Raw genomic sequence first — 26,589 nt, 5'->3', positions numbered from 1 at the left:
GTCCTCACACGTCGACGATGCACTGCGCTGTCCACGTTCCGTCGGGCGACTGGCGGACCGCCAGTTCGCAGAAGGTCGCACCTTTGACCTCGGCCGCCGGCGCGTGGCGGCCGACATCCACCGCTTCACCCGTGGCCGTCGCGGCCAGGCGGTTATCCTCGATGCGCACATCGAAGCGCGAGAACAGCATGCGCCGCGTGGCCATCTCGTAGACCAGCGCGTTGAGCCAGTCGAGCAGCAGCAGATCAAGGTCGGGCGCCGCGCATTCGATGTTCACCGTCACGCCGGCACCGACTTTTTGCGGATCGCAGATCGCCGCCGTCATCGCCATCGCGGCGCCGGCGAAGGCCTCGGCCAGCGTCGCGCCGCTGCCGCGCACGCCGACGTCGGCCTCATGGGCGAAGGTTTCCCAGGGCATCAGCGTGCCACCAGCGCCAGCACCAGCGGCGCGGTGAAGGCGGAGAGCAGCGTGGTGAGCACCAGGCTGGCCGCCACCGGGCCCTGCATGGTGCGGAACTGCTGCGACATCATGTAGACATTGACGCCCATCGCCAGGGCGGCGAGCAGCGTCACCACCTGGGTCTCGAGCGGCGGCAGGCCCAGTGCGCGGGCCAGCAGCCAGACGACGAAGGGCTGCACGACGAGCTTGATCGCGCTGATGACGAGGCTCTGGCCGAGGCCCTCGCGCACCGGGTACTCGGCCAGGCTCATGCCGAGCGCGACCAGCGAGAGCGGTACCGCGGCCTGGCCGAGCATCGCCAGCGGCGCGTCGACGAAGGCCGGCAGCGGCAGGGCGGCGAAGCCCCAGGCGGTGCCGGCGAGGATGGAGGCGACGATGGGATTGGTCAGCACGCCGCGCGCGGTCTTGCCGAAGCCGCGCAGCGAGAACTCGCCGTGGCGCGCCCATTCGACCGAGAGCGTGACCAGGGTCCACAGGATCAGCGCGTTGAAGACGATGATCAGCGAGACGGTCGGCAGGGCGGCGTCGCCGAGCGTGGTCTTGGCGATGGCGACGCCGAGCATGACGTTGTTGGAGAAGACGCCGCCCAGCGCGAACACCGATTGCGCCACACCGTCGAGGCGGAACAGGGTCGCGGCGACCAGCCGCCCGATGAAGAAGACGATCAGGCAGCCGCCGAAGAAGGCCAGCAGCAGACGGACATCGACCGGCGGCATCTTCGAGAAGTCGCTCATCATGCGGAACAGCATGGCCGGCATGGCCACCGCGTAGGCAAAGCGCCCCAGCGCGTCGGACACCGACAGCGGCCAGCGGCCCGAACGCGCTACGCCGTAGCCGATCAGCACGAGCAGGAACAGCGGGCTGGCGAGGGCGAAGTGGTGGAGGAAGGCGGACATGGCTGCCGGGGCGGGATGAGCCGGCATTTTAGGGGAGGCGCCGCCGGTCCGTGCGAAAGTCACACCGCCGCAGACTTTCTTCTGGACAAGGCGTCGCCAGCCGTTAAAGTACGCGCCTCCATAAGGCTCAGAGAGGCTCAAGCATGAATTGCAGGGACAGGATTTCCGTCGCGGCCATCGCCGCGTTTCTCATGTCGGGCGCGGCGCTGGCTGCGGACGAGGTCAAGACGGCGATCGGCGGGGGCGGCGGCGCGGCCGTCGGCGCGGCGGTTGGCCAGACCTTCGGCGGCAAGACCGGCGCCATCGTCGGCGGCGCGCTCGGCGGCGGCGCCGGGGCTGCAGTGACCACCGAGGGCACGGGCAAGACCGGTGCCATCGTCGGCGGTGCCTTGGGTGGCGGCGCGGGCGCGGCCGTGGGCCAGTCGGTCGGCGGCAAGACCGGCGCGGTGGTCGGGGCCGGTGTCGGCGGGGCTTCCGGTGCGGTGGTCGGCAAGAGCGTGGGCGAAGCCAATGCGCAGACGACGTCGCTGAAGACGGCCAGCGCCCCGCGCTACGACGATACGCGCCGTGTCGCCTACTACGACGATGACCACGACGGCAAGAAGGGCAAGAAGAAGCACAAGAAGAAGGAGCGCTGCCACGAGGAACACCCCGGTCGCGGCCATGCCTACGGCAAGTACAAGGACTGCTGATTGATTTCCGGCGGGGCGGCGCAATATAAAGGGCGACCCTATTTCCGGAAAGCCATCATGAACGAATCCGTCTTCGAAGCGAAAAACGAGCTCGAGCACAAGCTGCTCGCCGCCATGAACGGCGAGCTGTCGAGCGAGGACTTCATGCGCGAGCTGATGGTGCAGCAGATATTCATCCCGGTCCGGGATGACAAGGACAGCGGCATCAAGGGCTTTCAGCTCACGACCAAGGCGACGCCGCTGGTCGTCGAGGACGACGAGGGCATGCGCATCCTCGTCCTGTTCACCAGCCCGGAGCGGGCGCGCGACTTCCTCGCCGAAATGCCAGGCTACAGCGGCGGCCTGCTGGCCGAGTTCTCCTGGATCGTCGAGCGCATGGACGCCGGCTTCGCCATCTCGGTGAATCCCGGCCTCGATGCCGGCATCGACATCGAGCCGGAAATCGTCGGCCAGATGTTGGAAATTCTGGCGGCCGACGCCGCCAGGAACTAGCGCCTAGCGCATTTTCACGCGGCCGACTGCGGCGATGGCCAGCAGCGTCACCCCCGTCGCCAGGTAGCCGCTCCAGTCGTAGCGCGTGATCGTTCCCGCCGCATCGGTGGCGATGATCAGGCCGCCGACGACGGCGGCGATGCCCGAGGCCAGTTGCAGCACGGCGGCGTTGATCGCGAGGAAGGTCCCGCGCAGCGCCGGCTGCGCCGCCGAGGTGACGATGGCCATGGCCGGCACCATGCGCCCCGGCACCAGGATGAAGAACAGCGTCGTGACGACCAGCACCGCGCCCAGCGGCACCGCCGTGAGGTGGGTGATCAGCAGCAGCGGCAGGATCGAGCCCGCGGCGACGACGCGGTAGACGCGCACCTTGCCGTGGCGGTCGGCGCGGCGGCCGATCCAGCGCGCGGAAAGCAGCGAAGCCACGCCGCCGCAGAGGTAGACCAGCGGGATGTCGGCCTGTGCCACGCCGACGTTGCCGACGAGGACGATGGTGATGTAGGGAATCACCATGAAGCTGGCGAAAACCACCAGGGCAAGGAAGCCGAGCGCCCGCAGATGGTTGGCGTCGCGCAGCACGGCCGCCATCGCCGCCAGCGGGTGGGCGCGTTCGCCCGCCGCGACCAAATGGCCGCGCAGCCGCGGCAGCAGCCGCCAGGCCAGGGCGAGGAAGACCGCGGCGAGGACGCCGACCAGCAGGAAGGGGAAGCGCCAGCCGAAATGGTTGGCGAGCCAGAGCGACAGGGGCACGCCGGCGATGGTGGACAGCGAGAACGCCGCCATGATGGTGCCGCTGGCGCGGCCGCGCCGCTCGAAGGGCACCAGGTCGCCGACCATGGTCTGCACCATGGCGCCCAGCACGCCGCCGAAGGCACCGGCGGCACCACGGGCGAACAGCAGGCTGGCGAAGTCCGGCGCCAGCGCGCAGGAGAGCGTCGCCAGCGCGAACAGCGCGAGCATCGCCAGCAGCAGGCGCTTGCGCTCGAAACGGTCGATGAAGCTGGCGACGAGCACCCCCGACGCCGCGGCGGTGAAGGTGTAGGCCGAGACGAGCAGGCCGAACTCGTGGGTGCCGACGCCGAGTTCGCGCATCAGGATCGGGCCCAGCGGCATCATCACCATGAAGTCCACGATGTGGGCGAGCTGGATGCCGGCCAGCGTCAGCAGCAGCAGGCGTTCGCGCTCGGGGGGCAGGGGCAGGGCGGGGTCGCTCATGGTGAGATTGTGCGCTTCGGCGGGCTCGGACGATCAGGGGCGGGAATTCGGGGATAATGCCGCGGCCCCTGCCGTCACCCGAGTAACCATCCGTTTTCGCCATACGCCATGCTGTTGCTCGAACTCGTGCTCCTGCTGTTGCTGTGCGCCGTCGTCCTGGGCTGGATCGCCCGCCGCTTGAGTTTCCCCTACCCGATCGCGCTGGTGGCCGGCGGCCTCGCCCTCGGCTTCATTCCAAAGCTGCCGCAGTTTCCCTTCGATCCGCAAGTGATCCTGGTGCTGGTGCTGCCGCCCATTCTCTACCAGGCGGCGCTGTTGACGTCATGGAACGATTTCAAGGCCAACATCCGCCCGATCGGCCTGCTGGCGATCGGCCTGGTCATCGCGACCACCCTCATCGTCGGCGCGGCGCTCAAGTTCGTGGTGCCCGAGGTGCCCTGGGCGGCGGCCTTCGTCTTCGGCGCCATCGTCTCGCCGCCCGATGCCGTGGCGGCGACCGCGATTCTCTCGCGGCTCAACATCCCGCGCCGCATCGTCACCGTGCTCGAGGGCGAGAGCCTGGTGAACGACGCCTCCGGCCTGGTGATCTACAAGTTCGCGATCGCCGCGGTGCTCACCGGGGCCTTCTCGCTGGCCGACGCCGGCGTGCAGTTCGTCGGCGTGGCGGTGGGCGGCATCGCCATCGGCCTCGCTCTCGCCTACGCTTCTATCGAGATCCACCGCCGTCTGGGCGACCCCATGCTCGAGATGCTGGTGTCGCTGATCGTGCCCTATTTCACCTACGTCGTCGCCGAATCGGTGCATGCCTCGGGCGTGCTGGCGGTGGTGGCGGCGGGCATCGTGCGCGGGCGTCATTCCCCGGAAATCGTCTCGGCCGAAATGCGCATCCTCGCGCGCTCCGTCTGGAACATCTTCGTCTTCATGCTCAACACCCTGGTCTTCATGCTGATCGGCCTGCAGATGTCGGACGTGCTGGAGAATCTGGCTCACTACTCCGCCGCGCAGCTGATCGGCGGGGGGCTGTTCGTCAGCGCGGTGGCGATCGCCGTGCGCTTCGCCTGGGTCTATCCGGTGGCCTACCTGCCGCGCTGGCTCAGCGGCAGCCTGCGCGAGGGCGATGCGAACTTCCGCAAGCGCGAGCTGGGGATCATGAGCTGGTGCGGCATGCGCGGCATCGTCTCGCTGGCGGCGGCCCTGGCGCTGCCGGTGGCCCTGCCCAACGGCGAGCCCTTTCCGCAGCGCGATTTGATCATCTTCCTGACCTTCTTCGTCATCGCGGTGACGCTGGTGGGGCAGGGCCTGACCCTGCCGGCGCTGATCCGCAAGCTCAAGGTCGGTTCGAACTGGAGCCTCAAGGACGAGCAGCAGCGCGTGCGCGCAGCGATGAGCGCGGCGGCACTGGCGGCCATCGAAGAGATGCTGGCCGCCGAGGGCGTCCCCACCGAGTGGGCCGATCAGCTGCGCACGGTCATCGCCGACCGCATCGCGCTGCTCGCGCCCGACGACACGGATGCGACGCCGCGCGCCGAACTGCTGGCCCGCGTGCGCCGCGCCGCGATCCAGGCCGAGCGCAGGGAACTGATCCGGCTCTGGCGCGCCAGCGAGATCAGCGACGAAGTCATGCACCATCTCGAGGAAATCCTCGACTATCAGGAGGCGCGCCTGTAGCCGTTTCGACGGGGGCGGCGGATAATCGCGCCTGACCCGAAGAGATAACGGAGACAGATCATGGCCCACCCCCTCGCCGGCCAGCCGGCACCGCCGTCCAGCCTCACCGACATTCCCGCGCTGCTGGCCGCCTACCGCACCGTGCCCGACGTCAGCGACCCGACGCGGCGCGTCGCCTTCGGCACCAGCGGCCATCGAGGCACCGCCTTCAACGGCAGCTTCAACGAGGCGCACATCCTCGCCATCACCCAGGCGGTGTGCGAGTACCGCGCGCAGCAGGGCATCGCCGGCCCGCTGTTCCTCGGCAAGGACAGCCATGCGCTGTCCGAGCCGGCGCAGCGCAATGCGCTCGAAGTGCTGGCCGCCAACGGCGTCGACACCCGCATCCAGTCCGACGACGGCTATACGCCGACGCCGGTGATCTCGCGTGCCATCCTCGTCCATAACGCCGACAAGGCGGCGCCGCGCGCCGACGGCATCGTCATCACGCCCTCGCACAACCCGCCGCAGGACGGCGGCATCAAGTACAACCCGCCCCACGGCGGCCCGGCCGACACCGACGCCACCGGCTGGATCGAGCAGCGTGCAAACGCGCTGATGGCGGACGGCAACCGCGGGGTGAAGCGCCTGCCCTACGAGCAGGCCATGGCCGCCGCCTGCGTCCGCGCCGAGGATTTCGCCGCGGCCTACATCGCCGATCTCGGAAGCGTCATCGACATGGAGGCCATCGCCAAGGCCGGGCTCAGGATCGGGGTCGATCCGCTCGGCGGTGCCGCAGTCGCCTATTGGCAGCCGATCGCCGCACGCTACGGCCTGAACATCGAGGTGGTGAACCCGCGCGTCGATCCGGCCTTCGCCTTCATGACGCTCGACCACGACGCCAAGATCCGCATGGACTGCTCCAGCCCCTATGCCATGGCGAGCCTGGTGAAGCTCAAGGACCGCTACGACATCGCCTGGGGCAACGATGCCGACGTGGACCGCCACGGCATCGTCACGCCCTCGGTCGGGCTGATGAATCCCAACCACTATCTCGCCGTCGCCATCCACTACCTGCTGGGCCACCGGCCGCAGTGGCCCGCGGGCGCGGCGGTGGGCAAGACGCTCGTTTCCTCCGGGCTCATCGACCGCGTGGTCACCGGCCTCGGCCGCAAGTTCCTCGAGGTGCCGGTGGGCTTCAAGTGGTTCTCGGCGGGGCTGCTGAATCCGGCGAACGAGGGCGGCTTCTGCTTCGGCGGCGAGGAGAGCGCCGGCGCGAGCTTCCTGCGCCGCGACGGCAGCGCCTGGACCACCGACAAGGACGGCATCATCCTCGGCCTGCTCGCGGCGGAGATCACCGCCGTCACCGGCAAGGATCCGGGCCGCCACTACCAGGATCTCGCCGCGCAGTACGGCACGCCGTACTACGTCCGCATCGACGCCCCGGCCAGCCCGGCGCAGAAGGCCGCCTTCAAGCAGCTCACCGGCGAGCGCGTCGCCGCCGCCACGCTGGCGGGCGACCCCATCGTCGCGCGCCTGACGCGGGCACCGGGGAACGACGCGCCCATCGGCGGCCTCAAGGTGGCCACGGCCAACGGCTGGTTCGCCGCCCGGCCCTCGGGCACCGAGGACATCTACAAGCTCTACGCCGAAAGCTTCAAAAGCGCCGAGCACCTGCAGCAGATCGTCGCCGAGGCGCAGAAGATCGTGACCGACGCGCTCGCCGCCTGAGCGGCGGACCGAAAAGTCGGCTCTGGCGCTACGCCGCCTCCAGCGCCTGGCGCAGATCGTCGAGCAGGTCGGCCGCATCTTCGAGGCCGACCGACAGCCGCACCAGCCCCTCGCCGATCAGGTGATGCACCCGCTCCTCGGGCGTGTAGAAGGCGTGGGTCATGCTGGCCGGATGTTGGGCCAGGCTCTCGGCGTCGCCGAGGCTGACGGCGCGGGTGAACAGCTGCAGCGCGTTCATGAAGCGGCGGCCGGCCTCGATGCCGCCCTTGAGTTCGAAGGCGATCATGCCGCCGGGCTGCGCCATCTGGCGGCGGCACAGTTCGTACTGGGGAAAGGTCGGCAGGCCGGGGAAGTGGACGACGGCCACCTTGGGATGCGCGGCGAGGAATTCGGCCACGGCCTGGGCGTTGGCGCAGTGGCGGTCCATGCGCAGGTTGAGCGTCTTCAGGCCGCGCAGCACGAGGAATGCATCCTGTGCCGACAGCACGGCGCCGGTCATGTCCTTGAGGCCGTAGAAGCGCACCTGGGTCAGGGTTTCCAGGGGGCCGACGATGGCGCCGGCGAGCAGGTCGCCGTGGCCGCCGAGATACTTGGTCGCCGAATGCACGACGAAGTCGGCGCCGAGTTCGAGCGGGCGCTGCAGGTAGGGCGTGCAGTAGGTATTGTCGACCACCGTCTTCGCGCCGTGGCCGCGCGCGATGGCGGCGATCGCGGCGATGTCGACCAGGCGCATGTTGGGATTGGCGGGCGACTCGAAGAAGACGACCTTGGTCGCCGGGCTGATGGCTGCGGCGAGGTTGGCGGGATCGGTGAGGTCGACGTGGGTGACCTTGACGCCGAACTTGGCCAGACCGTGGTTGAAGAAGCCGAAGGTGCAGCCGTAGAGCGTCTTGTCGGCGATGATCTCGTCGCCCGGCGCCAGCAGCGTCCACAACAGCGAGGTGGTGGCGCCCTGGCCGGAGGCCGTCACCAGCGCCGCCTCGCCGCCTTCGAGATCGGCGAGCCGCGCCTCGAGCAGCGCAGTGGTCGGATTGCCGACGCGCGAATAGACGAAGCCGGCCTGCTCGCCGGCGAAGCGCGCGCTGCCGTCCTCGACCGTGGGAAAAGTGTAGGTCGAACTGAGATAGACCGGCGGGTTGAGCGAGCCGTGGCCGGCGTAGGCGTCGTAGCCGTGGTGGATGGCGCGGGTGGCGAAGCCGGGGCGGGCGGAGGGGTGGTTGCTCATGGTGCGGCCTTGGAATGAAAGAGGGGTGTCCCGAATCTTACCGGCGGACCACGTTCAGAAGCGAATCGCTGCCGCCACGACCCGAACTCAAAAATATTGAAAGTAGAGGGTTTTGCGTGGCGATATAGGCCAAAATCACGAACCAGCCGCGCCATGGAACGGCGTTTGTGCAGAAATCAACGCCAAAGTCCGGGAGTATGGTTTGACCAGCACCAGCAATGTGGCCGCAGCATGTCGGATTCGGCGTTGATTTCGGTGCTGCGTTCGTTCCGCCATCTGCTGATTGCCATCGTGCTTCCCTGGGTGGCCTCGTCCGCGTTCGCAGACGGGCCCGATGCCGTCAGCGCGGTGTCGCCCCCGGCGCACCCGCTGGGCGCGCACATGACCGTGCTCGACGAAAGCGGATCGGCCATGTCCCTTGCCGACGTGCTCCGCCTGGTCGGAACGGATGGCTTCACTGCCGCCGCGTCGACGGAGGTCATCGGCCTCGGTATCGGACACCGCCCTATCTGGACGCATCTTCGCGTCGACAACCCGTCGGCGCAGCCGGTGACGCGTTATCTGGCCATCGAGCCCACCTGGATCGATCATCTCGATGTCCACATCGTCAATCCCGGGCAGGGAACGACAAGCTGGCGCACGGGTGACGCGGTCGCCGGCGCACCGCATCTGGACGATGCGCTGGGCTATCTCTTCGAATACCGCTTTCCTCCCGGCCGCAGCGAGGTGCTGATCCGTGCGGCGACGAACGATCCGCTGGTCCTCGACGTGCGCCTGCTCGGGCCGGAGCGCGCCGCGCGGGCCGCAGCCGTCGAGCGTTACACCTACGGATTCTTCTACGGCTTCCTCGGCGCGCTGATCATCTACAACCTGGTGATGTACCTGACCCTGGGGCGGCGGAACAGCCTCTCCTACTCTGGCTACCTCGTCACCTTCGCCGTCACCAACCTGGCCTACACCGGGCGGGGACTCGCGTGGCTCTGGCCGGACGAGGCCGGGTTTCAACGCTATGTCATCCTGGCCTTGATGGTGCTTGCGGCGAGCACCGGCCTGCGTTTCGCCCGCGAGTTTCTCGAGCTCGACCAGCGGGCGCCGAAGCTCGGACGTGTCCTGCGCTGGTCGGCCCGGGCAGCGCTGGCGCTGATGGCGGCGATCATCCTGGCCGACTTCCACGAAGCGGCCGTCTGGCTCGCCTTCGTGGTCATGGCGGTCTTCGTGTTTACAATGCTCGGCCTCGGCATCTACGCGGTGCGGCAAAGGCAGAATGCCGCCGGCTATTTCCTCGTCGCGGCCATTGCGTCCATGATCGGCGTCGGCCTGACGCTGTTCTCGGTATGGGGGCTCATTCCCTTCAACACCTGGACCTACCGTGGCATGGAAGTCGGCATGATGCTCGACGCCACGCTGCTGTCGCTGGCACTGGCGAAGTTCGTCCGCATGCAGATGCTCGAGCGCCAGCGCGCGGAACGCGATGCCCGGATCGACCCGTTGACACAGATTTTCAACCGTCGCGGCTTCTACGAGCAGGCGGAGGCTCCCTGCCGTGTGGCCATCCGGCACCAGCGCCCGCTGTCCCTGGTCCTGATGGATCTGGACCATTTCAAGGCCGTCAATGACCGCTATGGCCACGCCGTCGGCGACCTGGTCCTCACGGACACCGGCGGGGTGCTTGCCGGGTCGATCCGGCGCGGCGACATCGTCGCCCGCTGGGGAGGGGAGGAATTCATCCTCTTGCTGCCCGAGACCGACGTGAATGCGGCGGCCGATTTCGCGGAACGCATCCGCATCGCCATGGGCGACCTGCTCATCTCGCAGGGCAGTGTCCGGTTGCAGGTCACCGCGAGCTTCGGCGTCGGGCAATTGGCAGCCGGCCAGGACCTTGAAGGACTGATCAATATCGTCGACACGGCGCTTTATTCGGCCAAGGTGACCGGGCGGAACCGGGTCGTGCGGGCGGACCGGATGTCCGCAGGCGACGGCGACGCGGAACTGCAGGAATTGAACGAAGTGGCTTGAGCAGCCGCTGCCGCTCGTTCCAATACTCGATTCCGGAAAGAAAAAGGCCCGCGCAGGCCGAGCCTGGCGGGCCTTCCCGAGCGGCAGGTTTCAGACGGTGACGGTATCCGCCACTTCCTTGAACTCGGCGATCTGGTCGAAGTTCATGTAGCGATAGACGTCTGCCGCCTTGGCATTGACGGCCTGCACGCGCTCCTGGTACTCGGCGTTGGTGGGGATCCTGCCCATCAGCGCGCAGACCGCGGCCAGTTCGGCCGACGAAAGATAGACGCGGGTATCGATGCCGAGCCGGTTGGGGAAGTTGCGCGTCGAGGTCGACACCGCCGTGCTGCCCTTCCTGACCTGCGCCTGGTTGCCCATGCACAGGCTGCAGCCCGGCATTTCCATGCGCGCGCCGGACTTGCCGAGCACCGAGTAGTAGCCTTCCTCGTTGAGGATCATCGCGTCCATCTTGGTCGGCGGGGCGATCCACAGCCGCGTCGGAATGTCGCTCTTGCCGTCGAGCACCTTGCCGGCGGCGCGGAAGTGGCCGATGTTGGTCATGCAGCTGCCGATGAAGACCTCGTCGATCTTGTCGCCGGCCACCGCCGAGAGCGTCTTCACGTCGTCCGGGTCGTTGGGGCAGGCCAGCAGCGGCTCGGTGATCTCGCTCATGTCGATCTCGATCACGGCGGCGTACTCGGCGTCGGCGTCCGGCTGCAGCAGGGTGCCGTTGGCGATCCATTCCTCCATGGCCTTGATGCGGCGGGACAGGGCCCGCTTGTCCTCGTAGCCCTCGGCGATCATCCACTTCATCAGGGTGATGTTGGAACGCATGTACTCGACGATGGGCTCTTTGTTCAGGCGCACGGTGCAGCCGGCGGCGGAACGCTCGGCCGAAGCGTCGGTGAGCTCGAAGGCCTGCTCGACCTTGAGGTCCGGCAGGCCCTCGATCTCGAGGATGCGACCGGAGAAGATGTTCTTCTTGCCCTGCTTGGCGACGGTCAGCAGGCCCTGCTTGATGGCCTGGTAGGGAATGGCGTTGACCATGTCGCGCAGGGTGATGCCGGGCTGAAGCGATCCCTTGAAGCGCACCAGCACCGACTCCGGCATGTCCAGCGGCATCACGCCGGTCGCCGCGGCGAAGGCGACGAGGCCCGAACCGGCGGGGAAGGAAATGCCGATGGGGAAGCGGGTGTGCGAGTCGCCGCCGGTGCCGACGGTGTCCGGCAGCAGGAAGCGGTTGAGCCAGCTATGGATCACGCCGTCGCCGGGCTTGAGCGAGATGCCGCCGCGGGCGGTGATGAAGCTCGGCAGCGTGCGGTGGGTCTTGACGTCGACCAGCTTGGGATAGGCGGCGGTGTGGCAGAAGGACTGCATCACCAGGTCGGCCGAGAAGCCGAGGCAGGCGAGATCCTTGAGTTCGTCGCGGGTCATCGGGCCGGTGGTGTCCTGGCTGCCGACGCTGGTCATGCGCGGCTCGCAATAGGTGCCGGGGCGAACGCCCTTGCCCTCGGGCAGGCCGCAGGCGCGACCGACCATCTTCTGTGCCACGGTGTAGCCCTTGCCGCTATCGACCGGCGGCTTGGGCAGGCGGAACAGGGTGGAGACGGGCAGGCCCAGCGCCTCGCGCGCCCGGGTGGTGAGGCCGCGGCCGATGATCAGGTTGATGCGGCCGCCGGCGCGCACTTCGTCGAGCAGCACTTCGGATTTGTAGTCGAAGGTGGAGACGACGGCGCCGTTCTTCTCGACTTTCTTGTCGTAGGGATAGATGTCGATGACGTCGCCCATGTCGAGCTGGGTGACGTCGCATTCGATGGGCAGGGCGCCGGCGTCTTCCTGGGTGTTGAAGAAGATCGGCGCAATCTTGCCGCCGAGGCAGTAGCCGCCGTAGCGCTTGTTCGGCACGAAGGGGATGTCGTCGCCGGTCCACCACAGCACCGAGTTGGTCGCCGACTTGCGCGAGGAGCCGGTGCCGACGACGTCGCCGACATAGGCGACGGGGTGGCCCTTCTTCTTCAGTTCTTCGATCAGCTTCATCGGGCCGCGCTCGCCCGGCTTCTCGGGCGTGATGCCTTCCCGCGCGTTCTTGAGCATGGCCAGCGCGTGCAGCGGAATGTCGGGGCGGCTCCAGGCGTCGGGTGCGGGCGAGAGATCGTCGGTGTTGGTCTCGCCGGTGACCTTGAAAACGGTGACGCTGATTTTCTTCGGCACGTCGGGGCGCGAGGTGAACCACTCGGCGTCGGCCCATGATTGCATCACGGACTTGGCGTTGGCATTGCCCGCCTTGGCCTTGTCGGCGACGTCGTGGAAGAAGTCGAACATCAGCAGCGTCTTCTTCAGCGCCTCGGCTGCCGTCTTGCCGCACTCGGCGTCGTCGAGCAGGTCGATCAGCGGCTTGACGTTGTAGCCGCCGAGCATGGTGCCGAGCAGTTCGGTGGCCTTGGTGCGCGAGATCAGCGGGCACGCCGTGGCGCCAGCACCGACTTTTTGGAGAAACTCGGCCTTGACCTTGGCGGCGTCGTCCACGCCGGCCGGCACGCGGTGGGTGATGAGGTCGACGAGAAAGGCTTCCTCGCCCTTGGGCGGGGCCTGCAGCAGCGCGACGAGGTCGACGGTCTGCTGTTTGGTCAGGGGCAGGGGCGGGATGCCCAGCGCGGCGCGCTCGGCGACATGGGCACGGTAGGCTTCGAGCATGGTGATTTCCTCTCGATTAGTGGGGCTGTGGGGGTTGGGGGAAGAATCGCTGGCGCACGTCGACCGGCAGCTGGCATCCGGTCGACTGCGCCTGACAAAGGAGGTTCCAGTAATAGCGGTAGGAGGCGCGGTCGTGCAGGCGGCCACCGAAACGGATCGGGCCCCAGGCGGCATCCTGTGCAGCGACGAGGATTGCGGCGGCCTCGATCGCCTCGGCAAAATCGGGGCGCATCGCCTCGACGATGGAACTGATCTGCGCCGGGTGGATGCTCCACATGCGCAGGTAACCGAACTCGAGGCGGGCGCGGCGTGCATCGGCCCGCACGGCGTCCATGTCGGTCAGCTCGGTGCTGACGTTGTGCGTCGGCACGACGCCGTTGCCAAGCGCGGCCGCGGCGATCTCGGCCTTGGCGCGGGCGACCAGCGGATGGGTGAATTGTCCCGGCGATTTCATGGCGCTACCGGGAATCGCGCCGTGATGCGCGGAAACGAAGTCCATCAGGCCGAAATCGATCGACTCGACGTGGGGCAGGGCAGCGATCTGCCAAGCCTCGCGCAAGGCGCCGTGGGTTTCGATCAGGACATGCACCGGGATTTCGCGGTGGATACCGTAGCGGTCGCGCAGTTCGTCGAGCGCCGTGATTTGCTCCAGCGCATCGTCGGCGCACTCGGGCTTGGGGAAGACCACATAGGCCACGCGCTCGCCCGCCCGGCCGACGATGGCTTCCAGTTCCTCGCGCCACAGCGGGTGGCGCACGTCATGCACGCGGGCGCCGAGGCGGTCATGGCGATTGGCGGGGTCGTTGATCAGCGCCGCGATCATCGTGGCGTGGGCGAGCTCAAAGCCGGCGGGCGCACCATCCTCGCAGTCGGCGGTGATGTCGAAAAGCGGCCCCAGTTCGTTCTGCAGGTCGAGCGACTTGCGGATCAGCTTTTCCGAGCCGGCGTAGTGCTCGCAGGCGGCGAGCGCGGGAAACGGCTTGCTGCCGGCGTACAGCACGTCGGCGGGATGGAGGTGCTGTGCATTCATCCTGCCGACGCCGGAATCAAGCGAACAGGTGCTTGACGCCGTCGCGCTCTTCGGTGAGTTCCTTGAGCGTGAAGTCCATCTTCTCGCGCGAGAAGGCGTCGATCTCGAGGCCCTTGACCACTTCCCACTTGCCGCCCGAGCAGGTGCAGGGCATGCCGTAGATCATGCCTTCGGGAATGCCGTAGGAACCGTCGGAGACGACGCCCATGGTGACCCAGGCGCCGTTGGTGCCCATATTCCAGTCGCGCATGTGGTCGATGGCGGCGTTGGCGGCCGAGGCGGCGGAGGACAGGCCGCGCGCCTCGATGATGGCGGCGCCGCGCTTGCCGACCTTCGGGATGTATTCGTTCTTGTACCAGGCCTCGTCATTGACGAGAGCGGGCGCGGCCTTGCCGGCCACGGTGGCGAAGCGGATGTCCGGATACATCGTCGGCGAGTGGTTGCCCCAGACGACCATGTTCTTGACGTCGGTGACGCTGGCCTGGGTGCGGGTGGCGAGTTGCGAGATGGCGCGGTTGTGGTCGAGGCGCATCATCGAGGTGAAGGCTGTCTGCGGCAGGCTCTTCGCGGTGTTCATGGTGATCAGGGCGTTGGTGTTGGCCGGGTTGCCGACGACGATCAGTTTCAGATCACGGGCGGCGACTTCATCGATGGCCTTGCCCTGCTCGGTGAAGATCTTGGCGTTCTCGAGCAGCAGGTCCTTGCGCTCCATGCCCGGACCGCGCGGCTTGGCGCCGACCAGCAGGGCCTGCTGGGCATCCTTGAAGGCGACCCTGGGATCGGAGGTGCCGATCATGCCGGCCAGCAGCGGGAAGGCGCAGTCCTCGAGTTCCATCATCACACCCTTGAGCGCGGCCTGGGCCTTGTCCATCGGCAGCTCAAGCATTTGCAGGATGACGGGCTGGTCCTTGCCGAGCATTTCGCCGCTGGCGATGCGGAACAGCAGGGCGTAGCCGATCTGACCGGCGGCGCCGGTGACTGCGACTCGAACGGGGGCTTTGGCCATGAGAAAACTCCTAGACGGGTGAAGTGGCGGGTTAGGGTCGGGGTGGCGGCTGTTGAGCCATGAAAGCTGTCGGTGATCATAGCCGCGAATATTGCACTGTGTCAATAAGTATCTTATGTCTTATAAAAGCTATAAGACTACCTATAGACGATAGTAAAATTTTGTGCTTGAATGCCGCCGATGTCGAGCGAATCCCCCACCTACAGCCCGCTCTATCGCCAGATAAAGAGCCTTCTCGTTCAAGCCCTTGAGGCCGGCGAGTGGCGCCCCGGCGAGCTGATTCCGAGCGAGATGGAACTGGCCACCCGCTTCAACGTGAGCCAGGGTACCGTACGCAAGGCCATCGACGAACTCGCGGCCGAAAACCTGCTGTTGCGCCGCCAGGGCAAGGGTACTTTCGTTGCAACGCACAACGACCCGCGCGCCTTCTTCCGCTTCCTGCGCCTGGTGCCGCTCTCCGGCATCATCGAACCTGCGCGCAGCGTCCCGCTCGAATGCTGGCGCGCCAAGGCCGGCCCCGAGGCGGCGCGGGCGCTCGAACTGAAAGTCGGCGAGCCGATCGTGATCGTGCGCCGCGTCCTCGAATTCGCCGGCAAGGCCGTCGTCGCCGATGAAATCTACCTGCCCGGCGAGACCTTCGCCGGCCTCAACCTCGAGATGATGAAGGACGCGCAAGACTCCTTCTATACCCTCCTCGAATCGCGCTTCGGCGTGCGCATGATCCGCGCCGTCGAACGGGTCCGCGCGGTGGCCGCCGATCGCGCCAGCGCCGAGATCCTGCACGTCGCCGAGGGCAGCCCGCTGCTGTCGGTCGAACGCATCAGCTACACCTATGGAGACAAGCCCATGGAATGGCGGCGCGGACTCTATCTGACGCAGGACCACTGCTACCTCAACGAACTCGGCTGACGGCTGTTATGCTTCGCATTGTTGCAGTGCAAGAAACGGGTAAGCTTGGATAACTAGAATTTTTCTTTGCAGCAACCTGTCTTATACAAAATCTCGTGAGGCGCAGACGATGCCCGAACTGATCAAGCCAAGACCCAAGTTTCTGAACCTTTTCGCCATTCGCCTGCCGCTGGCCGGGTACGCCTCGATTTTCCACCGTGTCAGCGGGATCGGCCTGTTCCTGATGCTGCCGCTGTTGATCTGGCTGCTCGACAAGTCGCTGTCCACAGCCGAAGCCTATGCCCAGTTCAAGGCGTTCTTCGACTGCATCCTCGTCAAACTGGTTCTGGTGGGTCTGCTCTGGGCCTTCCTGCATCACTTCTGCATGGGCGTGCGCATCCTGCTGCTCGACATCCATGTCGGCATCGACAAGGTGTCGGCGCACAACTCATCGATCGCCGTGATGGCCGTGAGCCTGACGCTCACCGCCGTTCTCGGCGCCAAACTACTGGGGATCTACTGATGGACCGCATCGTCGTTGGCGCCCATTACGGGCTCAAGGACTGGCTGACGCAGCGCATCACCGGCATCGTGATGGCGCTGTATACGCTGTTCATGGCGGCCGCGCTGCTGGCCGGCGTGAATGGGCAGGAGGGCTGGCGCGCCCTGATGTCGCACGGCTTCGTCCGCTTCTTCACCTTCCTGTTCATCATCAGTCTCTGCTGGCACGCCTGGATCGGCGTGCGCGACATCTGGATGGACTATGTCAAGCCCGCGGGCATCCGCCTGACCCTGCACAGCCTGACGGCCATCGCCCTGATCGGCTACGCCGGCTGGGCCATCCAAGTGATCTGGAGGCTGTGAGATGAACCCCACCGTTCGCAAATTCGATGCGGTCATCGTCGGCGCCGGCGGCGCCGGCCTGCGTGCCGCGATCCAGCTCTCCGAGTCCGGCTTCAAGACGGCCGTGATCACCAAGGTCTTTCCGACGCGCTCGCACACCGTCGCGGCGCAGGGCGGGGTAGCGGCCTCGCTCGGCAATTCCGAGGAAGACAACTGGCACTGGCACATGTACGACACCGTCAAGGGCTCCGACTGGCTCGGCGACCAGGACGCGATCGAGTTCATGTGCAAGAAGGCCAACGAGTGCGTGATCGAGCTCGAGCACTACGGCATGCCCTTCGACCGCCTCGACAACGGCCGCATCTACCAGCGCCCCTTCGGCGGCCACATGTCGAACTTCGGCGAGAAGCCGGTGCGCCGCTCCTGCGCCGCGGCCGACCGCACCGGCCACGCCATGCTGCACGCGATGTACCAGCGCAACGTCAAGGCCAACACCCAGTTCTTCGTCGAGTGGATGGCGCTGGACCTGGTGCGCGACGCCGAGGGCGAAGTGCTCGGCGTCACCGCCATGGACATGGAAACCGGCGAGATCGTCGTCTTCCACGCCAAGGCCACCATCTTCGCCACGGGCGGGGCGGGGCGCATCTACTACAGCTCGACCAATGCCTTCATCAACACCGGCGACGGCCTCGGCATCGCGGCGCGCGCCGGCATCCCGCTCGAGGACATGGAGTTCTGGCAGTTCCACCCGACCGGCGTCGCCGGTGCCGGCGTGCTGATCACCGAGGGCGTGCGCGGCGAGGGCGGCATCCTGAGGAATGCGCAAGGCGAGCGTTTCATGGAGCGCTACGCCCCGAACGCCAAGGACCTCGCCTCGCGCGACGTGGTCTCGCGCGCGATGACCACCGAGATCAACGAGGGCCGCGGCTGCGGGCCGAACAAGGACTTCGTCCTGCTCGACATCACCCACCTCGACCCGGCCACCATCATGAAGCGACTGCCGGGCATCCGCGAGATCGCCATCCAGTTCGCCGGCGTCGACTGCATCAAGGAGCCGATCCCGGTGGTGCCGACCTGCCACTACCAGATGGGCGGCATCCCGACCAACTACAACGGCCAGGTCGTGATCCCGGGCAAGCGCAGCCAGAACGAGATCGTCCCCGGCTTCTATGCTGCCGGCGAGTGCGCCTGCGCCTCGGTGCATGGCGCCAACCGCCTCGGCACCAACTCGCTGCTCGACCTGCTGGTCTTCGGCAAGTCGGCCGGCGAGACCGCCGTGGAGACGCTCAAGCTGTCGCCCAAGGCGCACAAGGATCTGCCGCAGTCGGAGATCGACCGCGCGCTGGCCCGCGTCGATCGCCTCAACAGCCAGAAGGACGGCGCCAACGTGCATGAGACGCGACTGGCGATGCAGCGCACCATGCAAAAGCATGCCGGCGTGTTCCGCTTCGCCGACCTGCTCAAGGAAGGCGTAGAGAAGATCCTCGAGGTGCAGAAGGACGTGCAGCGCACCGAGATCAAGGACAAGTCCAAGGTCTTCAACACCGCGCGCATCGAGGCGCTGGAACTCGACAACCTGATCGAAGTGGCCGTGTCGACCATGATTTCGGCCGAGGCGCGCAAGGAATCGCGCGGCGCCCATGTCCGCAACGACTGCCCCGACACGGCGGAATGCCCGGACGGACGCGACGACAAGAACTGGCTCAAGCACAGCCTCTGGTACAAGGAAGGCAACCGCCTCGACTACAAGTCGGTGAAGCTGACCCCACTGACCGTCGAAACCATCGCGCTGAAGAAGCGCGCCTACTGAGATCGAGAGAGCGACGATGACGACGCGCACCCTCCAGTTCAAGATCTATCGCTACGATCCGGACAAGGATCAGAAGCCCTACATGCAGGACATCTCGGTCGAGGTGGACAGCACCGACCGCAAGCTGCTCGACGCGCTGGTCAAGCTCAAGGCGGTGGACGACGCCATCTCCTTCCGCCGCTCCTGCCGCGAGGGCGTCTGCGGCTCCGACGCGCTCAACATCAACGGCAAGAACGGCCTGGCCTGCCTCACCGACCTCAATACCTTCCCCGAGGGCAAACCGATCGTGCTGCGCCCGCTGCCGGGCCTGCCGGTGATCCGCGACCTCATCGTGGACATGACGCAGTTCTTCAAGCAGTACCACTCGATCAAGCCCTACCTCATCAACAACGACCCGCCACCCGAGCGCGAGCGCCTGCAGAGCCCCGAGGATCGCGAGGAACTCAACGGCCTCTACGAGTGCATCCTCTGCGCCTGCTGCTCGACCGCCTGCCCCTCGTTCTGGTGGAACCCGGACAAGTTCGTCGGCCCGGCCGGCCTGCTCGCCGCCTACCGCTTCATCGCCGACACCCGCGACCAGGCCACGAGCGAGCGCCTCGACAATCTCGAGGACCCCTATCGCCTGTTCCGCTGCCACACCATCATGAACTGCGTCGACGTCTGCCCGAAAGGCCTGAACCCGACGCTGGCGATCGGCAAGATCAAGGCGATGATGGTCAAGCGGGCAATCTGACAGAATGGACGAAGCACGCCGCGTCCGCATCGGAAGGCTCCGCTGGCATTGCCGGCGAGCCCTGCTCGAGCTCGACATCGTCTTCCAGCGTTTCTGGGGCGAGGTGGGCGACGATATCGACGAAAGTACGCTGGACTTGATGGAAGGACTGCTGGCCGAGGAGGACCACGACCTGTGGGAACTGGTCAGCGGCCGCAGGCAGAGCGAAGACCCGGCACAGCAGCGTCTGCTGGCCCGGCTGCAGGCAACACCGAATCTCAACACCTTTGCGACAGAGAGGCACTGACATGAACGCACCGCGCATCGCAACCCTGACCCTCGACGGCAAGACCACCGAATTCCCGGTACTGACCGGCAGCATCGGCCCCGACGTCGTCGACATCCGCTCGCTTTACGGCAAGACCGGCGCCTTTACCTTCGATCCGGGCTTCATGTCGACCGCGGCGTGCAAGTCCTCGATCACCTACATCGACGGCGACAAGGGTGAGCTGCTCTACCGCGGCTATGCCATCGAGGAGCTGGCGGTGCATTGCGACTTCATGGAAGTCTGCTACCTGCTCAAGCATGGCGAACTGCCCAACGCGGTGCAGAAGGCGGCCTGGGTCCAGGACGTCAAGAGCCACACCATGGTGCATGAGCAGATCACCCGCTTCATGCAGGGTTTCCGCCGCGACTCGCACCCGATGGCGGTGCTGGTCGGCATGGTCGGCGCGCTGTCGGCCTTCTACCACGACTCGCTCGACATCAACAATCCCGAGCACCGCCTGACGGCCGCCGTGCGCCTGATCGCCAAGATGCCGACCATCGTCGCCATGGCCTATAAGTACTCGATCGGCCAGCCGACCATGTACCCGTGCAACAAGCTGGACTACTCGGCCAACTTCATGAAGATGATGTTCGGCACCCCCTGCGAGGACTACGAGCCGAATCCTGTTCTGGCCCGCGCCCTCGACCGCATCCTGATCCTCCACGCCGACCACGAGCAGAATGCCTCGACCTCGACGGTGCGCCTGGCCGGATCGAGCGGCGCCAACCCCTTCGCCTGCATCGCCGCCGGCATCGCCTGCCTCTGGGGCCCGGCGCACGGCGGCGCCAACGAAGCCTGCCTCAAGATGCTGGAAGAGATCGGCGACGTCTCGCGCGTGCCCGAGTACATCAAGCGCGCCAAGGACAAGAACGACTCCTTCAAGCTGATGGGTTTCGGCCACCGCGTCTACAAGAACTTCGATCCGCGCGCCAAGCTGATGCGCGAGACCTGCCACGAAGTGCTCAACGAACTCGGCCTGCACGACGACCCGCTGTTCAAGCTGGCGATGGAACTCGAGCGCATCGCCCTCGAGGACGAGTACTTCATCGAGAAGAAGCTCTATCCCAACGTCGACTTCTACTCCGGCATCGTGCAGAAGGCGCTGGGCATCCCGACGCAGTTGTTCACCGGCATCTTCGCCATGGCGCGGACCATCGGCTGGATTGCGCAGTGGCACGAGATGATCGGCGACCCCGAGCAGAAGATCGGCCGGCCGCGCCAGCTCTACACCGGTGCCGAGCGCCGTGTCGTTCCGCCGATGGATCAGCGCAAGTAAGAGGCAGGGGGCGAGCGTTCGCCCCCTTTTTTTCTCCTCACCCATTAGAAAAGGTGATGGCATGATGAAAGAAACCTTGTCTACGTCGTACCTATTCGGCAGCAACGCTCCTTTCATCGAGGAGCTTTACGAGAAATACCTCGAGAATCCAGGTGCCGTCGAGCCGACGTGGCGCGACTACTTCGACAAGCTCGCCAACCTGCCCGGTGCCGGCGCCTACCTCGGCCGCGACGTCGCCCATGCGCCGATCATCGCCTCGTTCGCCGAGCGCGCGCGCGAGGGCTGCCTGCACATCGCGCACATCGCACACGGCGGCGAGAAGCAGACCAAGGTGCTGCAGCTCATCAATGCCTATCGCTTCCTCGGCAACCGCTGGGCCCAGCTCGATCCCCTCAAGCGCCACGAACGCCCCGAGGTCGCCGAACTCGATCCGTCCTACTACGGTTTCACCGAGGCCGACCTGTCGGCTTCGTTCCGCACCGGTTCCTTCGACATGGGCGTGGAGGAAGCGACGCTGCGCGAGATCCTCGAGACCCTTCGCTCGCGCTACTGCGGCCATATCGGCGCCGAGTTCATGTACATCGCCGATGTCGCGCAGAAGCGCTGGATCCAGGCGCGCTTCGAGCCGCCGCGCGCCGTTCCCCGCTATACGCCGGAAGAGAGGCGGCGCTTCCTCGAGCGCATCACCGCGGCCGAGACGCTCGAGCGCTACCTGCACACCCGCTACGTCGGCCAGAAGCGCTTCTCGCTCGAGGGCGGCGAGGCCATGATCCTGGCGATGGACCAGCTGATCCGCACCGGCGGTGCGACCGGCGTCAAGGAAATGGTCATCGGCATGGCCCACCGCGGTCGCCTCAATGTGCTGGTCAACACCCTCGGCAAGCAGCCGGGCATGCTCTTCGCCGAGTTCGAGGGCAAGAAGAAGATCGAGCTGGCCGCCGGCGACGTCAAGTACCACATGGGCTACTCGTCCGATGTCGCCACCTCGGGCGGTCCGGTGCACCTGACCCTGGCCTTCAACCCCTCGCACCTCGAGATCGTCAATCCCGTGGTCGAGGGCTCGGTCTACGCGCGCCAGGTACGCCGCGGCGTCGACGGCATGCGGGAGGTCCTGCCCGTGCTCATCCATGGCGATGCGGCCGTGGCGGGGCAGGGCGTCAATCAGGAGATGCTCAACTTTTCCCAGACGCGCGGCTATGGCACCGGCGGCACGGTGCACATCGTGGTGAACAACCAGATCGGCTTCACCACCTCCGACCCGCGCGACATGCGCTCCTCGCTCTACTGTACCGACATCTTCAAGATGGTCGAGGCGCCGATCTTCCACGTGAACGGCGACGACCCCGAGGCCGTGGCCTTCGTCACCCAGCTGGCCCTCGAGTTCCGCCAGGAATTCAGGAAGGACGTGGTCGTCGACATCGTCTGCTTCCGCAAGCTCGGCCACAACGAGGCCGACGAGCCGATGGTCACCCAGCCGCTGATGTACAAGAAGGTCAATGCCCACCCCGGCACGCGCAAGCTCTATGCCGAGCGGCTGGCCGCGCAGGGCGTCATCGCCAACTCCGATGCCGAGCAGATGATCAAGGACTACCGCGCCGCGCTTGACGAAGGTCGCCACCTCGTCGATCCCGTGCTTACCGATTTCAAGAGCAAGCTCGCCATCGACTGGACACCGCACATCGGCGCCGTCTACACGGAGAAATGCGACACGACCGTGCCGCGGAAGGAACTGGTGAAGCTGGCCGGGCGGCTGACCGCCATCCCCGCCAACTTCACCCTGCATCCGCGCGTACAGAAGATCATCGACGATCGCCGGCTGATGAGCGAAGGAAAACTGCCGGTGGACTGGGGCATGGGCGAGAACCTCGCCTATGCCACGCTGCTCGCCGCCGGCTACGACGTGCGCATTTCGGGCGAGGACGTCGGCCGCGGCACCTTCTTCCATCGCCATGCCGCCTTCCACGACCAGAACCGCGAGAAGTGGCACGAGGGTACGTTCTGGCCGCTGGCGGCGATCGCCGACAAGCAGGGGCGCCTGCAGTGCTACGACTCGGTGCTGTCCGAGGAGGCCGTGCTCGGCTTCGAGTACGGCTATGCCACCGCCGCGCCCAGCGAGCTCGTGATCTGGGAGGCGCAATTCGGCGACTTCGCCAACGGCGCCCAGGTGGTGATCGACCAGTTCCTCGCCGCCGGCGAGGCGAAATGGGGTCGTTCCTGCGGCCTGGTGATGCTGCTGCCTCACGGCTACGAGGGGCAGGGGCCGGAGCACTCCTCGGCCCGCGTCGAGCGCTACATGCAGCTTTCGGCCGGTTTCAACTGGGAGGTCTGCTACCCGTCCAATGCGGCGCAAATCTTCCACCTGCTGCGCCGGCAGATGCTGCGCGCGCAGAGGAAGCCGCTGGTGGTGTTCACGCCGAAGTCCCTGTTGCGGCACAAGGATGCGACCTGTTCCCTCGCGGATCTCGCGACCGGCACCTTCCAGACGGTGATCGGCGATGTCGCGGAAATGGATGCGAAGAAGGTCAAGCGCGTCGTCGCCTGCGCGGGCAAGATCTATTTCGAGCTGGCCGCCGCGCGCCGCGAGCACAAGGTGGACAACGTCGCGCTGCTGCGCATCGAGCAGCTCTATCCCTTCGACGACCGCCGCTTCGTCGAGGAACTCAGGAAGTTCCCCAAGGCGACCGAGGTCGTCTGGTGCCAGGAGGAGCCCGAGAACCAGGGCGCCTGGTACGCCAAGGCACATCGGCTCAACGCCGCGCTGCAGAAGGGGCAGACGCTGTCGGTGGTATCGCGGCCGGCCTGCGCCTCGCCGGCGTCGGGCTACGCCGCGCGGCACGTGCAGGAACAGAAGGACGTGGTCGAGCGCGCGCTCGGCCTGCAACAATAATCGAACGGAGAGATCATGATCATCGAAGTCAAAGTCCCCCAGCTGTCCGAATCCGTAGCCGAGGCCACGCTCGTTTCCTGGCACAGGAATGAGGGTGACACCGTCACCCGCGACGAAAACCTCATCGACATCGAGACCGACAAGGTGGTGCTCGAACTGCCGGCGCCCGATGGCGGCGTGCTGGTCAAGGTGCTTAAGGGCAACGGCGAAACCGTCATCGCCGGCGAGGTCATCGCCCAGATCGACACCGAGGCCGTAGCGGCTGTCGCCGCCCCTGCCGGGGCGAGCAAGGAAGCGGCCGCCCAGGGGGCACCCACAGCGGGCGCGGCCCCCGCGGTGATGCCCGCCGCGCGCAAGGCCATGGCCGAGGCGGGTCTGCCGCCCGGTTCGGTCGAAGGCAGCGGGCGCGGCGGCCGCGTCACCAAGCAGGACGTGCTCGGCTCGGCGGCCCCCAGGCCCGCGGCCCCGGCGTCCACCGCCGTCCCGCCAGCACCGAGTTTTTCCGCCGCGCCGGCCCTGGCGCAGCCGACCGCCGTCCGCGCCGACGCCATCGTCGCGGACCGCCCGGAACAGCGCGTGCCGATGTCGCGGCTGCGCGCCCGCGTCGCCGAACGGCTGCTGCAGTCGCAGTCGCAGAACGCCATCCTCACCACCTTCAACGAAGTGAACATGGGCCCGGTGATGGAACTGCGCAAGAAATACCAGGACAAGTTCGAGAAGGAATACGGTGTGCGCCTGGGCTTCATGTCCTTCTTCGTCAAGGCCGCCGTCGCCGCGCTGAAGAAGTTCCCCGTGCTCAACGCCTCGGTCGATGGCAGCGACGTCGTCTATCACGGCTACTTCGACATCGGCATCGCCGTCGGCAGCCCGCGCGGCCTCGTCGTGCCGATCCTGCGCGACGCCGACCAGATGTCGCTCGCCCAGATCGAGAAGAAGATCGCCGAGTTCGGGCAGAAGGCCAAGGACGGCAAGCTCTCGCTCGAGGAACTCACCGGCGGCACCTTCTCGATTTCCAACGGCGGCGTCTTCGGTTCCATGCTGAGTACACCGATCATCAACCCGCCGCAGTCGGCCATCCTCGGCATCCACGCCACCAAGGACCGGGCCGTGGTCGAGAACGGCCAGATCGTGATCCGCCCCATCAACTACCTGGCCATGTCCTACGACCACCGCATCATCGACGGCCGCGAGGCGGTGCTGGGCCTGGTGACGATGAAGGAAGCGCTCGAAGATCCGGCGCGCCTGATCCTGGAAATCTGAGCGGAGGACTGATTCCATGGCCAACAAGCAATTCGACGTCGTCGTCATCGGCGCCGGCCCCGGCGGCTACATCGCCGCGATCCGCGCCGCGCAACTGGGGCTGACCACCGCCTGCATCGAGTCGGAGTCCTACGCCGATCCCAAGGGCGAGGTGCGCCTCGGCGGCACCTGCCTCAACGTCGGCTGCATTCCGTCCAAGGCGCTGCTGCGCTCGAGCGAACTGTTCGACGAGGCCAACCACAGCTTCGTCATGCACGGCATCACGGCCGAGGGCATCAAGGTCGATGTCGGCACCATGGTCCGCCGCAAGGACAATATCGTCACCCAGCTCACCAGCGGCATCCGCGGCCTGTTCAAGAAGAACAAGGTCACCCTGCTGCCCGGGCGCGGCAGCTTCAAGGGCCGCGAGAACGAACTGTGGGAAATCGTGGTCGCGGGCAAGGATGGCACCGAGGTCGTCGCCGCCAAACATGTGATCGTCGCCACCGGCTCCAGCGCGCGCCACCTCGACGGCATCCCCGTCGATAACGAGGTGATCTGCGACAACGCCGGTGCCTTGTCCTTCGGCTCGGTGCCCAAGCGCCTCGGCGTCATCGGCGCCGGCGTGATCGGCCTTGAGCTCGGCTCGGTATGGAAGCGCCTGGGTTCCGAGGTCACCATCCTCGAAGCGCTACCCGACTTCCTTGCCGCCGCCGACCCGGCCGTGGCCAAGGAGGCGTGGAAGACCTTCACCCAGAAGCAGGGCCTCAAGATCCACCTCGGCGTCAAGATCGGCGCGGTCAAGCAGGGCAAGAAGGGCGTAACGGTCGAATACGAGAACGGCGAGGGCGCGCAAAAGCTCGAATGCGACCGCCTGATCGTCTCGGTCGGCCGCGTGCCGAATACGGCCGGGCTCGACGCCGGGAATGTCGGCCTCCGGATCGACGAACGCGGCCGCATCGAGGTCAACGACCACTGCCAGACCAACCTCGAGAACGTCTGGGCCGTCGGCGACGTGATCCGTGGCGCCATGCTCGCGCACAAGGGCATGGAGGAGGGCGTGATGGTCGCCGAACTGATCGCCGGCCAGGCCGGCCACGTCAATTACGACGCGATCCCCTGGGTCATCTACACCCATCCCGAGATCGCCTGGGTCGGCAAGACCGAGACGCAGCTGAAGAACGAGGGTGTCGACTACCGCGCCGGGCAGATCCCCTTCCTCGCCAACGGCCGCGCACTGGGGCAGGGCGACACCACCGGCTTCGTCAAGATGCTGGCCGACGCGAAGACCGATCGCATCCTCGGCGTCCATGTCATCGGCGCCAACGCTTCCGAGCTGATCGCCGAAGCCGTGGTGGCGATGGAGTTCGGTGCCAGTTCGGAGGACATCGCGCGCATCTGCCATGCCCACCCGACGCTGTCAGAGACCATGCACGAGGCGGCGCTCGCGGTCGAGAAGCGCGCGCTGCACTTCTGACATGCCCTAGCCGACCGGCCACGGGGGATGCGTTCCCCGTGGC

22 protein-coding genes are annotated in these 26,589 nt (G+C 66.6%); 15 read left to right on the top strand and 7 right to left on the bottom strand.

Annotated features, from left to right (window positions below; translation table 11 throughout):
• Positions 1-4: 4 nt before the first annotated feature.
• Positions 5-418, bottom strand: a complete 414-nt coding sequence (locus EJE94_RS11315; protein ID WP_121241540.1) for an archease — start codon at positions 416-418, stop codon at positions 5-7.
• Positions 418-1,356, bottom strand: a complete 939-nt coding sequence (locus EJE94_RS11310; RefSeq protein ID WP_121241538.1) for an AEC family transporter — start codon at positions 1,354-1,356, stop codon at positions 418-420. The genes EJE94_RS11315 and EJE94_RS11310 overlap by 1 nt, the downstream gene beginning before the upstream one ends.
• Before the next feature lie 143 nt (positions 1,357-1,499).
• Between EJE94_RS11310 and EJE94_RS11305 the strand changes: the two genes are divergently transcribed.
• Both EJE94_RS11305 and EJE94_RS11300 read left to right on the top strand, forming a co-directional pair.
• Positions 1,500-2,048, top strand: a complete 549-nt coding sequence (locus EJE94_RS11305; RefSeq protein ID WP_121241536.1) for a glycine zipper domain-containing protein — start codon at positions 1,500-1,502, stop codon at positions 2,046-2,048.
• Positions 2,049-2,105: 57 nt separating this feature from the next.
• Positions 2,106-2,540, top strand: a complete 435-nt coding sequence (locus EJE94_RS11300; protein WP_121241534.1) for an SseB family protein — start codon at positions 2,106-2,108, stop codon at positions 2,538-2,540.
• A 3-nt stretch (positions 2,541-2,543) separates the two neighbouring features.
• Here EJE94_RS11300 and EJE94_RS11295 read toward each other — a convergent pair whose 3' ends face one another.
• Positions 2,544-3,755, bottom strand: coding sequence for an MFS transporter (locus tag EJE94_RS11295; RefSeq protein ID WP_121241532.1), 1,212 nt, complete (start codon positions 3,753-3,755; stop codon positions 2,544-2,546).
• Between the two features lie 108 nt (positions 3,756-3,863).
• Between EJE94_RS11295 and EJE94_RS11290 the strand changes: the two genes are divergently transcribed.
• Together EJE94_RS11290 and pgm are read left to right on the top strand one after the other, a co-directional pair.
• A complete protein-coding gene (locus tag EJE94_RS11290) occupies positions 3,864-5,423 on the top strand; it encodes a Na+/H+ antiporter (RefSeq protein ID WP_121241530.1) in 1,560 nt (519 codons plus the stop codon).
• 60 nt (positions 5,424-5,483) lie between these two features.
• The gene (gene pgm, locus EJE94_RS11285; protein ID WP_121241528.1) at positions 5,484-7,133 is read left to right on the top strand and encodes a phosphoglucomutase (alpha-D-glucose-1,6-bisphosphate-dependent); all 1,650 of its coding nucleotides are present in this window, start codon (positions 5,484-5,486) and stop codon (positions 7,131-7,133) included.
• A gap of 28 nt (positions 7,134-7,161) precedes the next feature.
• Here the strand turns inward: pgm and EJE94_RS11280 are convergent, their stop codons facing one another.
• A complete protein-coding gene (locus tag EJE94_RS11280) occupies positions 7,162-8,358 on the bottom strand; it encodes a methionine gamma-lyase (protein WP_121241526.1) in 1,197 nt (398 codons plus the stop codon).
• A 231-nt stretch (positions 8,359-8,589) separates the two neighbouring features.
• On the opposite strand from EJE94_RS11280, the gene EJE94_RS11275 reads away from it, so the two are divergent.
• Positions 8,590-10,374 carry a sensor domain-containing diguanylate cyclase gene (locus EJE94_RS11275; RefSeq protein WP_165904815.1) on the top strand — a complete coding sequence of 595 codons (1,785 nt, stop codon included), beginning with the start codon at positions 8,590-8,592 and terminating at the stop codon, positions 10,372-10,374.
• A 90-nt stretch (positions 10,375-10,464) separates the two neighbouring features.
• On the opposite strand, the gene acnB is transcribed toward EJE94_RS11275, so the two are convergent.
• From acnB to EJE94_RS11260, 3 genes are read right to left on the bottom strand one after another with little or no spacing between them, the layout of a single operon-like run.
• Entirely contained in the window at positions 10,465-13,050 is a 2,586-nt protein-coding gene (acnB, locus tag EJE94_RS11270; protein WP_121241522.1) for a bifunctional aconitate hydratase 2/2-methylisocitrate dehydratase, read from the bottom strand.
• 16 nt (positions 13,051-13,066) lie between these two features.
• On the bottom strand, positions 13,067-14,080 hold the full coding sequence (locus tag EJE94_RS11265) for an HpcH/HpaI aldolase/citrate lyase family protein (RefSeq protein WP_121241520.1): 1,014 nt from the start codon (positions 14,078-14,080) through the stop codon (positions 13,067-13,069).
• Between the two features lie 16 nt (positions 14,081-14,096).
• Positions 14,097-15,086, bottom strand: coding sequence for a malate dehydrogenase (locus EJE94_RS11260; RefSeq protein WP_121241518.1), 990 nt, complete (start codon positions 15,084-15,086; stop codon positions 14,097-14,099).
• Positions 15,087-15,266: 180 nt separating this feature from the next.
• Between EJE94_RS11260 and EJE94_RS11255 the strand changes: the two genes are divergently transcribed.
• The 10 genes from EJE94_RS11255 to lpdA all read left to right on the top strand — a co-directional run bounded on the left by EJE94_RS11255 (position 15,267) and on the right by lpdA (position 26,546).
• On the top strand, positions 15,267-15,995 hold the full coding sequence (locus EJE94_RS11255; protein WP_121242230.1) for a GntR family transcriptional regulator: 729 nt from the start codon (positions 15,267-15,269) through the stop codon (positions 15,993-15,995).
• Between the two features lie 109 nt (positions 15,996-16,104).
• Positions 16,105-16,497, top strand: coding sequence for a succinate dehydrogenase, cytochrome b556 subunit (sdhC, locus tag EJE94_RS11250; RefSeq protein ID WP_121241516.1), 393 nt, complete (start codon positions 16,105-16,107; stop codon positions 16,495-16,497).
• Positions 16,497-16,838, top strand: coding sequence for a succinate dehydrogenase, hydrophobic membrane anchor protein (sdhD, locus tag EJE94_RS11245; RefSeq protein WP_346252867.1), 342 nt, complete (start codon positions 16,497-16,499; stop codon positions 16,836-16,838). Before sdhC ends, sdhD begins: the two co-directional genes overlap by 1 nt.
• Position 16,839: 1 nt before the next feature.
• Positions 16,840-18,627 carry a succinate dehydrogenase flavoprotein subunit gene (gene sdhA, locus EJE94_RS11240; RefSeq protein ID WP_121241512.1) on the top strand — a complete coding sequence of 596 codons (1,788 nt, stop codon included), beginning with the start codon at positions 16,840-16,842 and terminating at the stop codon, positions 18,625-18,627.
• 16 nt (positions 18,628-18,643) lie between these two features.
• On the top strand, positions 18,644-19,360 hold the full coding sequence (locus EJE94_RS11235) for a succinate dehydrogenase iron-sulfur subunit (RefSeq protein WP_121241510.1): 717 nt from the start codon (positions 18,644-18,646) through the stop codon (positions 19,358-19,360).
• A 4-nt stretch (positions 19,361-19,364) separates the two neighbouring features.
• The gene (locus EJE94_RS11230; RefSeq protein ID WP_121241508.1) at positions 19,365-19,646 is read left to right on the top strand and encodes an FAD assembly factor SdhE; all 282 of its coding nucleotides are present in this window, start codon (positions 19,365-19,367) and stop codon (positions 19,644-19,646) included.
• A 1-nt stretch (position 19,647) separates the two neighbouring features.
• Entirely contained in the window at positions 19,648-20,943 is a 1,296-nt protein-coding gene (gltA, locus tag EJE94_RS11225; protein WP_121241506.1) for a citrate synthase, read from the top strand.
• A gap of 64 nt (positions 20,944-21,007) precedes the next feature.
• Positions 21,008-23,830, top strand: coding sequence for a 2-oxoglutarate dehydrogenase E1 component (locus tag EJE94_RS11220; RefSeq protein WP_207855944.1), 2,823 nt, complete (start codon positions 21,008-21,010; stop codon positions 23,828-23,830).
• Positions 23,831-23,845: 15 nt separating this feature from the next.
• Positions 23,846-25,090, top strand: a complete 1,245-nt coding sequence (gene odhB / locus EJE94_RS11215; protein WP_121241502.1) for a 2-oxoglutarate dehydrogenase complex dihydrolipoyllysine-residue succinyltransferase — start codon at positions 23,846-23,848, stop codon at positions 25,088-25,090.
• 16 nt (positions 25,091-25,106) lie between these two features.
• Positions 25,107-26,546, top strand: coding sequence for a dihydrolipoyl dehydrogenase (gene lpdA, locus EJE94_RS11210; protein WP_121241500.1), 1,440 nt, complete (start codon positions 25,107-25,109; stop codon positions 26,544-26,546).
• The last annotated feature ends 43 nt before the right edge of the window (positions 26,547-26,589 follow it).

The sequence above is a fragment of the Sulfurisoma sediminicola genome, from assembly GCF_003865015.1.
GTDB lineage: Bacteria > Pseudomonadota > Gammaproteobacteria > Burkholderiales > Rhodocyclaceae > Sulfurisoma > Sulfurisoma sediminicola.
This window is presented reverse-complemented; position numbering and strand designations above follow the sequence as displayed.

What these genes read in the sequence shown, in the direction of transcription:
- EJE94_RS11220 (WP_207855944.1), top strand. Translation starts at nt 21,008, where the DNA reads ATGAAAGAAACCTTGTCTACGTCGTACCTATTCGGCAGCAACGCTCCT.
- sdhA (WP_121241512.1), top strand. Translation starts at nt 16,840, where the DNA reads ATGAACCCCACCGTTCGCAAATTCGATGCGGTCATCGTCGGCGCCGGC.
- EJE94_RS11290 (WP_121241530.1), top strand. Translation starts at nt 3,864, where the DNA reads ATGCTGTTGCTCGAACTCGTGCTCCTGCTGTTGCTGTGCGCCGTCGTC.
- EJE94_RS11230 (WP_121241508.1), top strand. Translation starts at nt 19,365, where the DNA reads ATGGACGAAGCACGCCGCGTCCGCATCGGAAGGCTCCGCTGGCATTGC.
- EJE94_RS11265 (WP_121241520.1), bottom strand. Translation starts at nt 14,080, where the DNA reads ATGAATGCACAGCACCTCCATCCCGCCGACGTGCTGTACGCCGGCAGC.
- EJE94_RS11255 (WP_121242230.1), top strand. Translation starts at nt 15,267, where the DNA reads ATGTCGAGCGAATCCCCCACCTACAGCCCGCTCTATCGCCAGATAAAG.
- EJE94_RS11275 (WP_165904815.1), top strand. Translation starts at nt 8,590, where the DNA reads ATGTCGGATTCGGCGTTGATTTCGGTGCTGCGTTCGTTCCGCCATCTG.
- EJE94_RS11260 (WP_121241518.1), bottom strand. Translation starts at nt 15,086, where the DNA reads ATGGCCAAAGCCCCCGTTCGAGTCGCAGTCACCGGCGCCGCCGGTCAG.
- lpdA (WP_121241500.1), top strand. Translation starts at nt 25,107, where the DNA reads ATGGCCAACAAGCAATTCGACGTCGTCGTCATCGGCGCCGGCCCCGGC.
- pgm (WP_121241528.1), top strand. Translation starts at nt 5,484, where the DNA reads ATGGCCCACCCCCTCGCCGGCCAGCCGGCACCGCCGTCCAGCCTCACC.
- EJE94_RS11305 (WP_121241536.1), top strand. Translation starts at nt 1,500, where the DNA reads ATGAATTGCAGGGACAGGATTTCCGTCGCGGCCATCGCCGCGTTTCTC.
- gltA (WP_121241506.1), top strand. Translation starts at nt 19,648, where the DNA reads ATGAACGCACCGCGCATCGCAACCCTGACCCTCGACGGCAAGACCACC.
- EJE94_RS11295 (WP_121241532.1), bottom strand. Translation starts at nt 3,755, where the DNA reads ATGAGCGACCCCGCCCTGCCCCTGCCCCCCGAGCGCGAACGCCTGCTG.
- EJE94_RS11310 (WP_121241538.1), bottom strand. Translation starts at nt 1,356, where the DNA reads ATGTCCGCCTTCCTCCACCACTTCGCCCTCGCCAGCCCGCTGTTCCTG.
- sdhC (WP_121241516.1), top strand. Translation starts at nt 16,105, where the DNA reads ATGCCCGAACTGATCAAGCCAAGACCCAAGTTTCTGAACCTTTTCGCC.
- EJE94_RS11235 (WP_121241510.1), top strand. Translation starts at nt 18,644, where the DNA reads ATGACGACGCGCACCCTCCAGTTCAAGATCTATCGCTACGATCCGGAC.
- EJE94_RS11280 (WP_121241526.1), bottom strand. Translation starts at nt 8,358, where the DNA reads ATGAGCAACCACCCCTCCGCCCGCCCCGGCTTCGCCACCCGCGCCATC.
- acnB (WP_121241522.1), bottom strand. Translation starts at nt 13,050, where the DNA reads ATGCTCGAAGCCTACCGTGCCCATGTCGCCGAGCGCGCCGCGCTGGGC.
- EJE94_RS11300 (WP_121241534.1), top strand. Translation starts at nt 2,106, where the DNA reads ATGAACGAATCCGTCTTCGAAGCGAAAAACGAGCTCGAGCACAAGCTG.
- odhB (WP_121241502.1), top strand. Translation starts at nt 23,846, where the DNA reads ATGATCATCGAAGTCAAAGTCCCCCAGCTGTCCGAATCCGTAGCCGAG.
- EJE94_RS11315 (WP_121241540.1), bottom strand. Translation starts at nt 418, where the DNA reads ATGCCCTGGGAAACCTTCGCCCATGAGGCCGACGTCGGCGTGCGCGGC.
- sdhD (WP_346252867.1), top strand. Translation starts at nt 16,497, where the DNA reads ATGGACCGCATCGTCGTTGGCGCCCATTACGGGCTCAAGGACTGGCTG.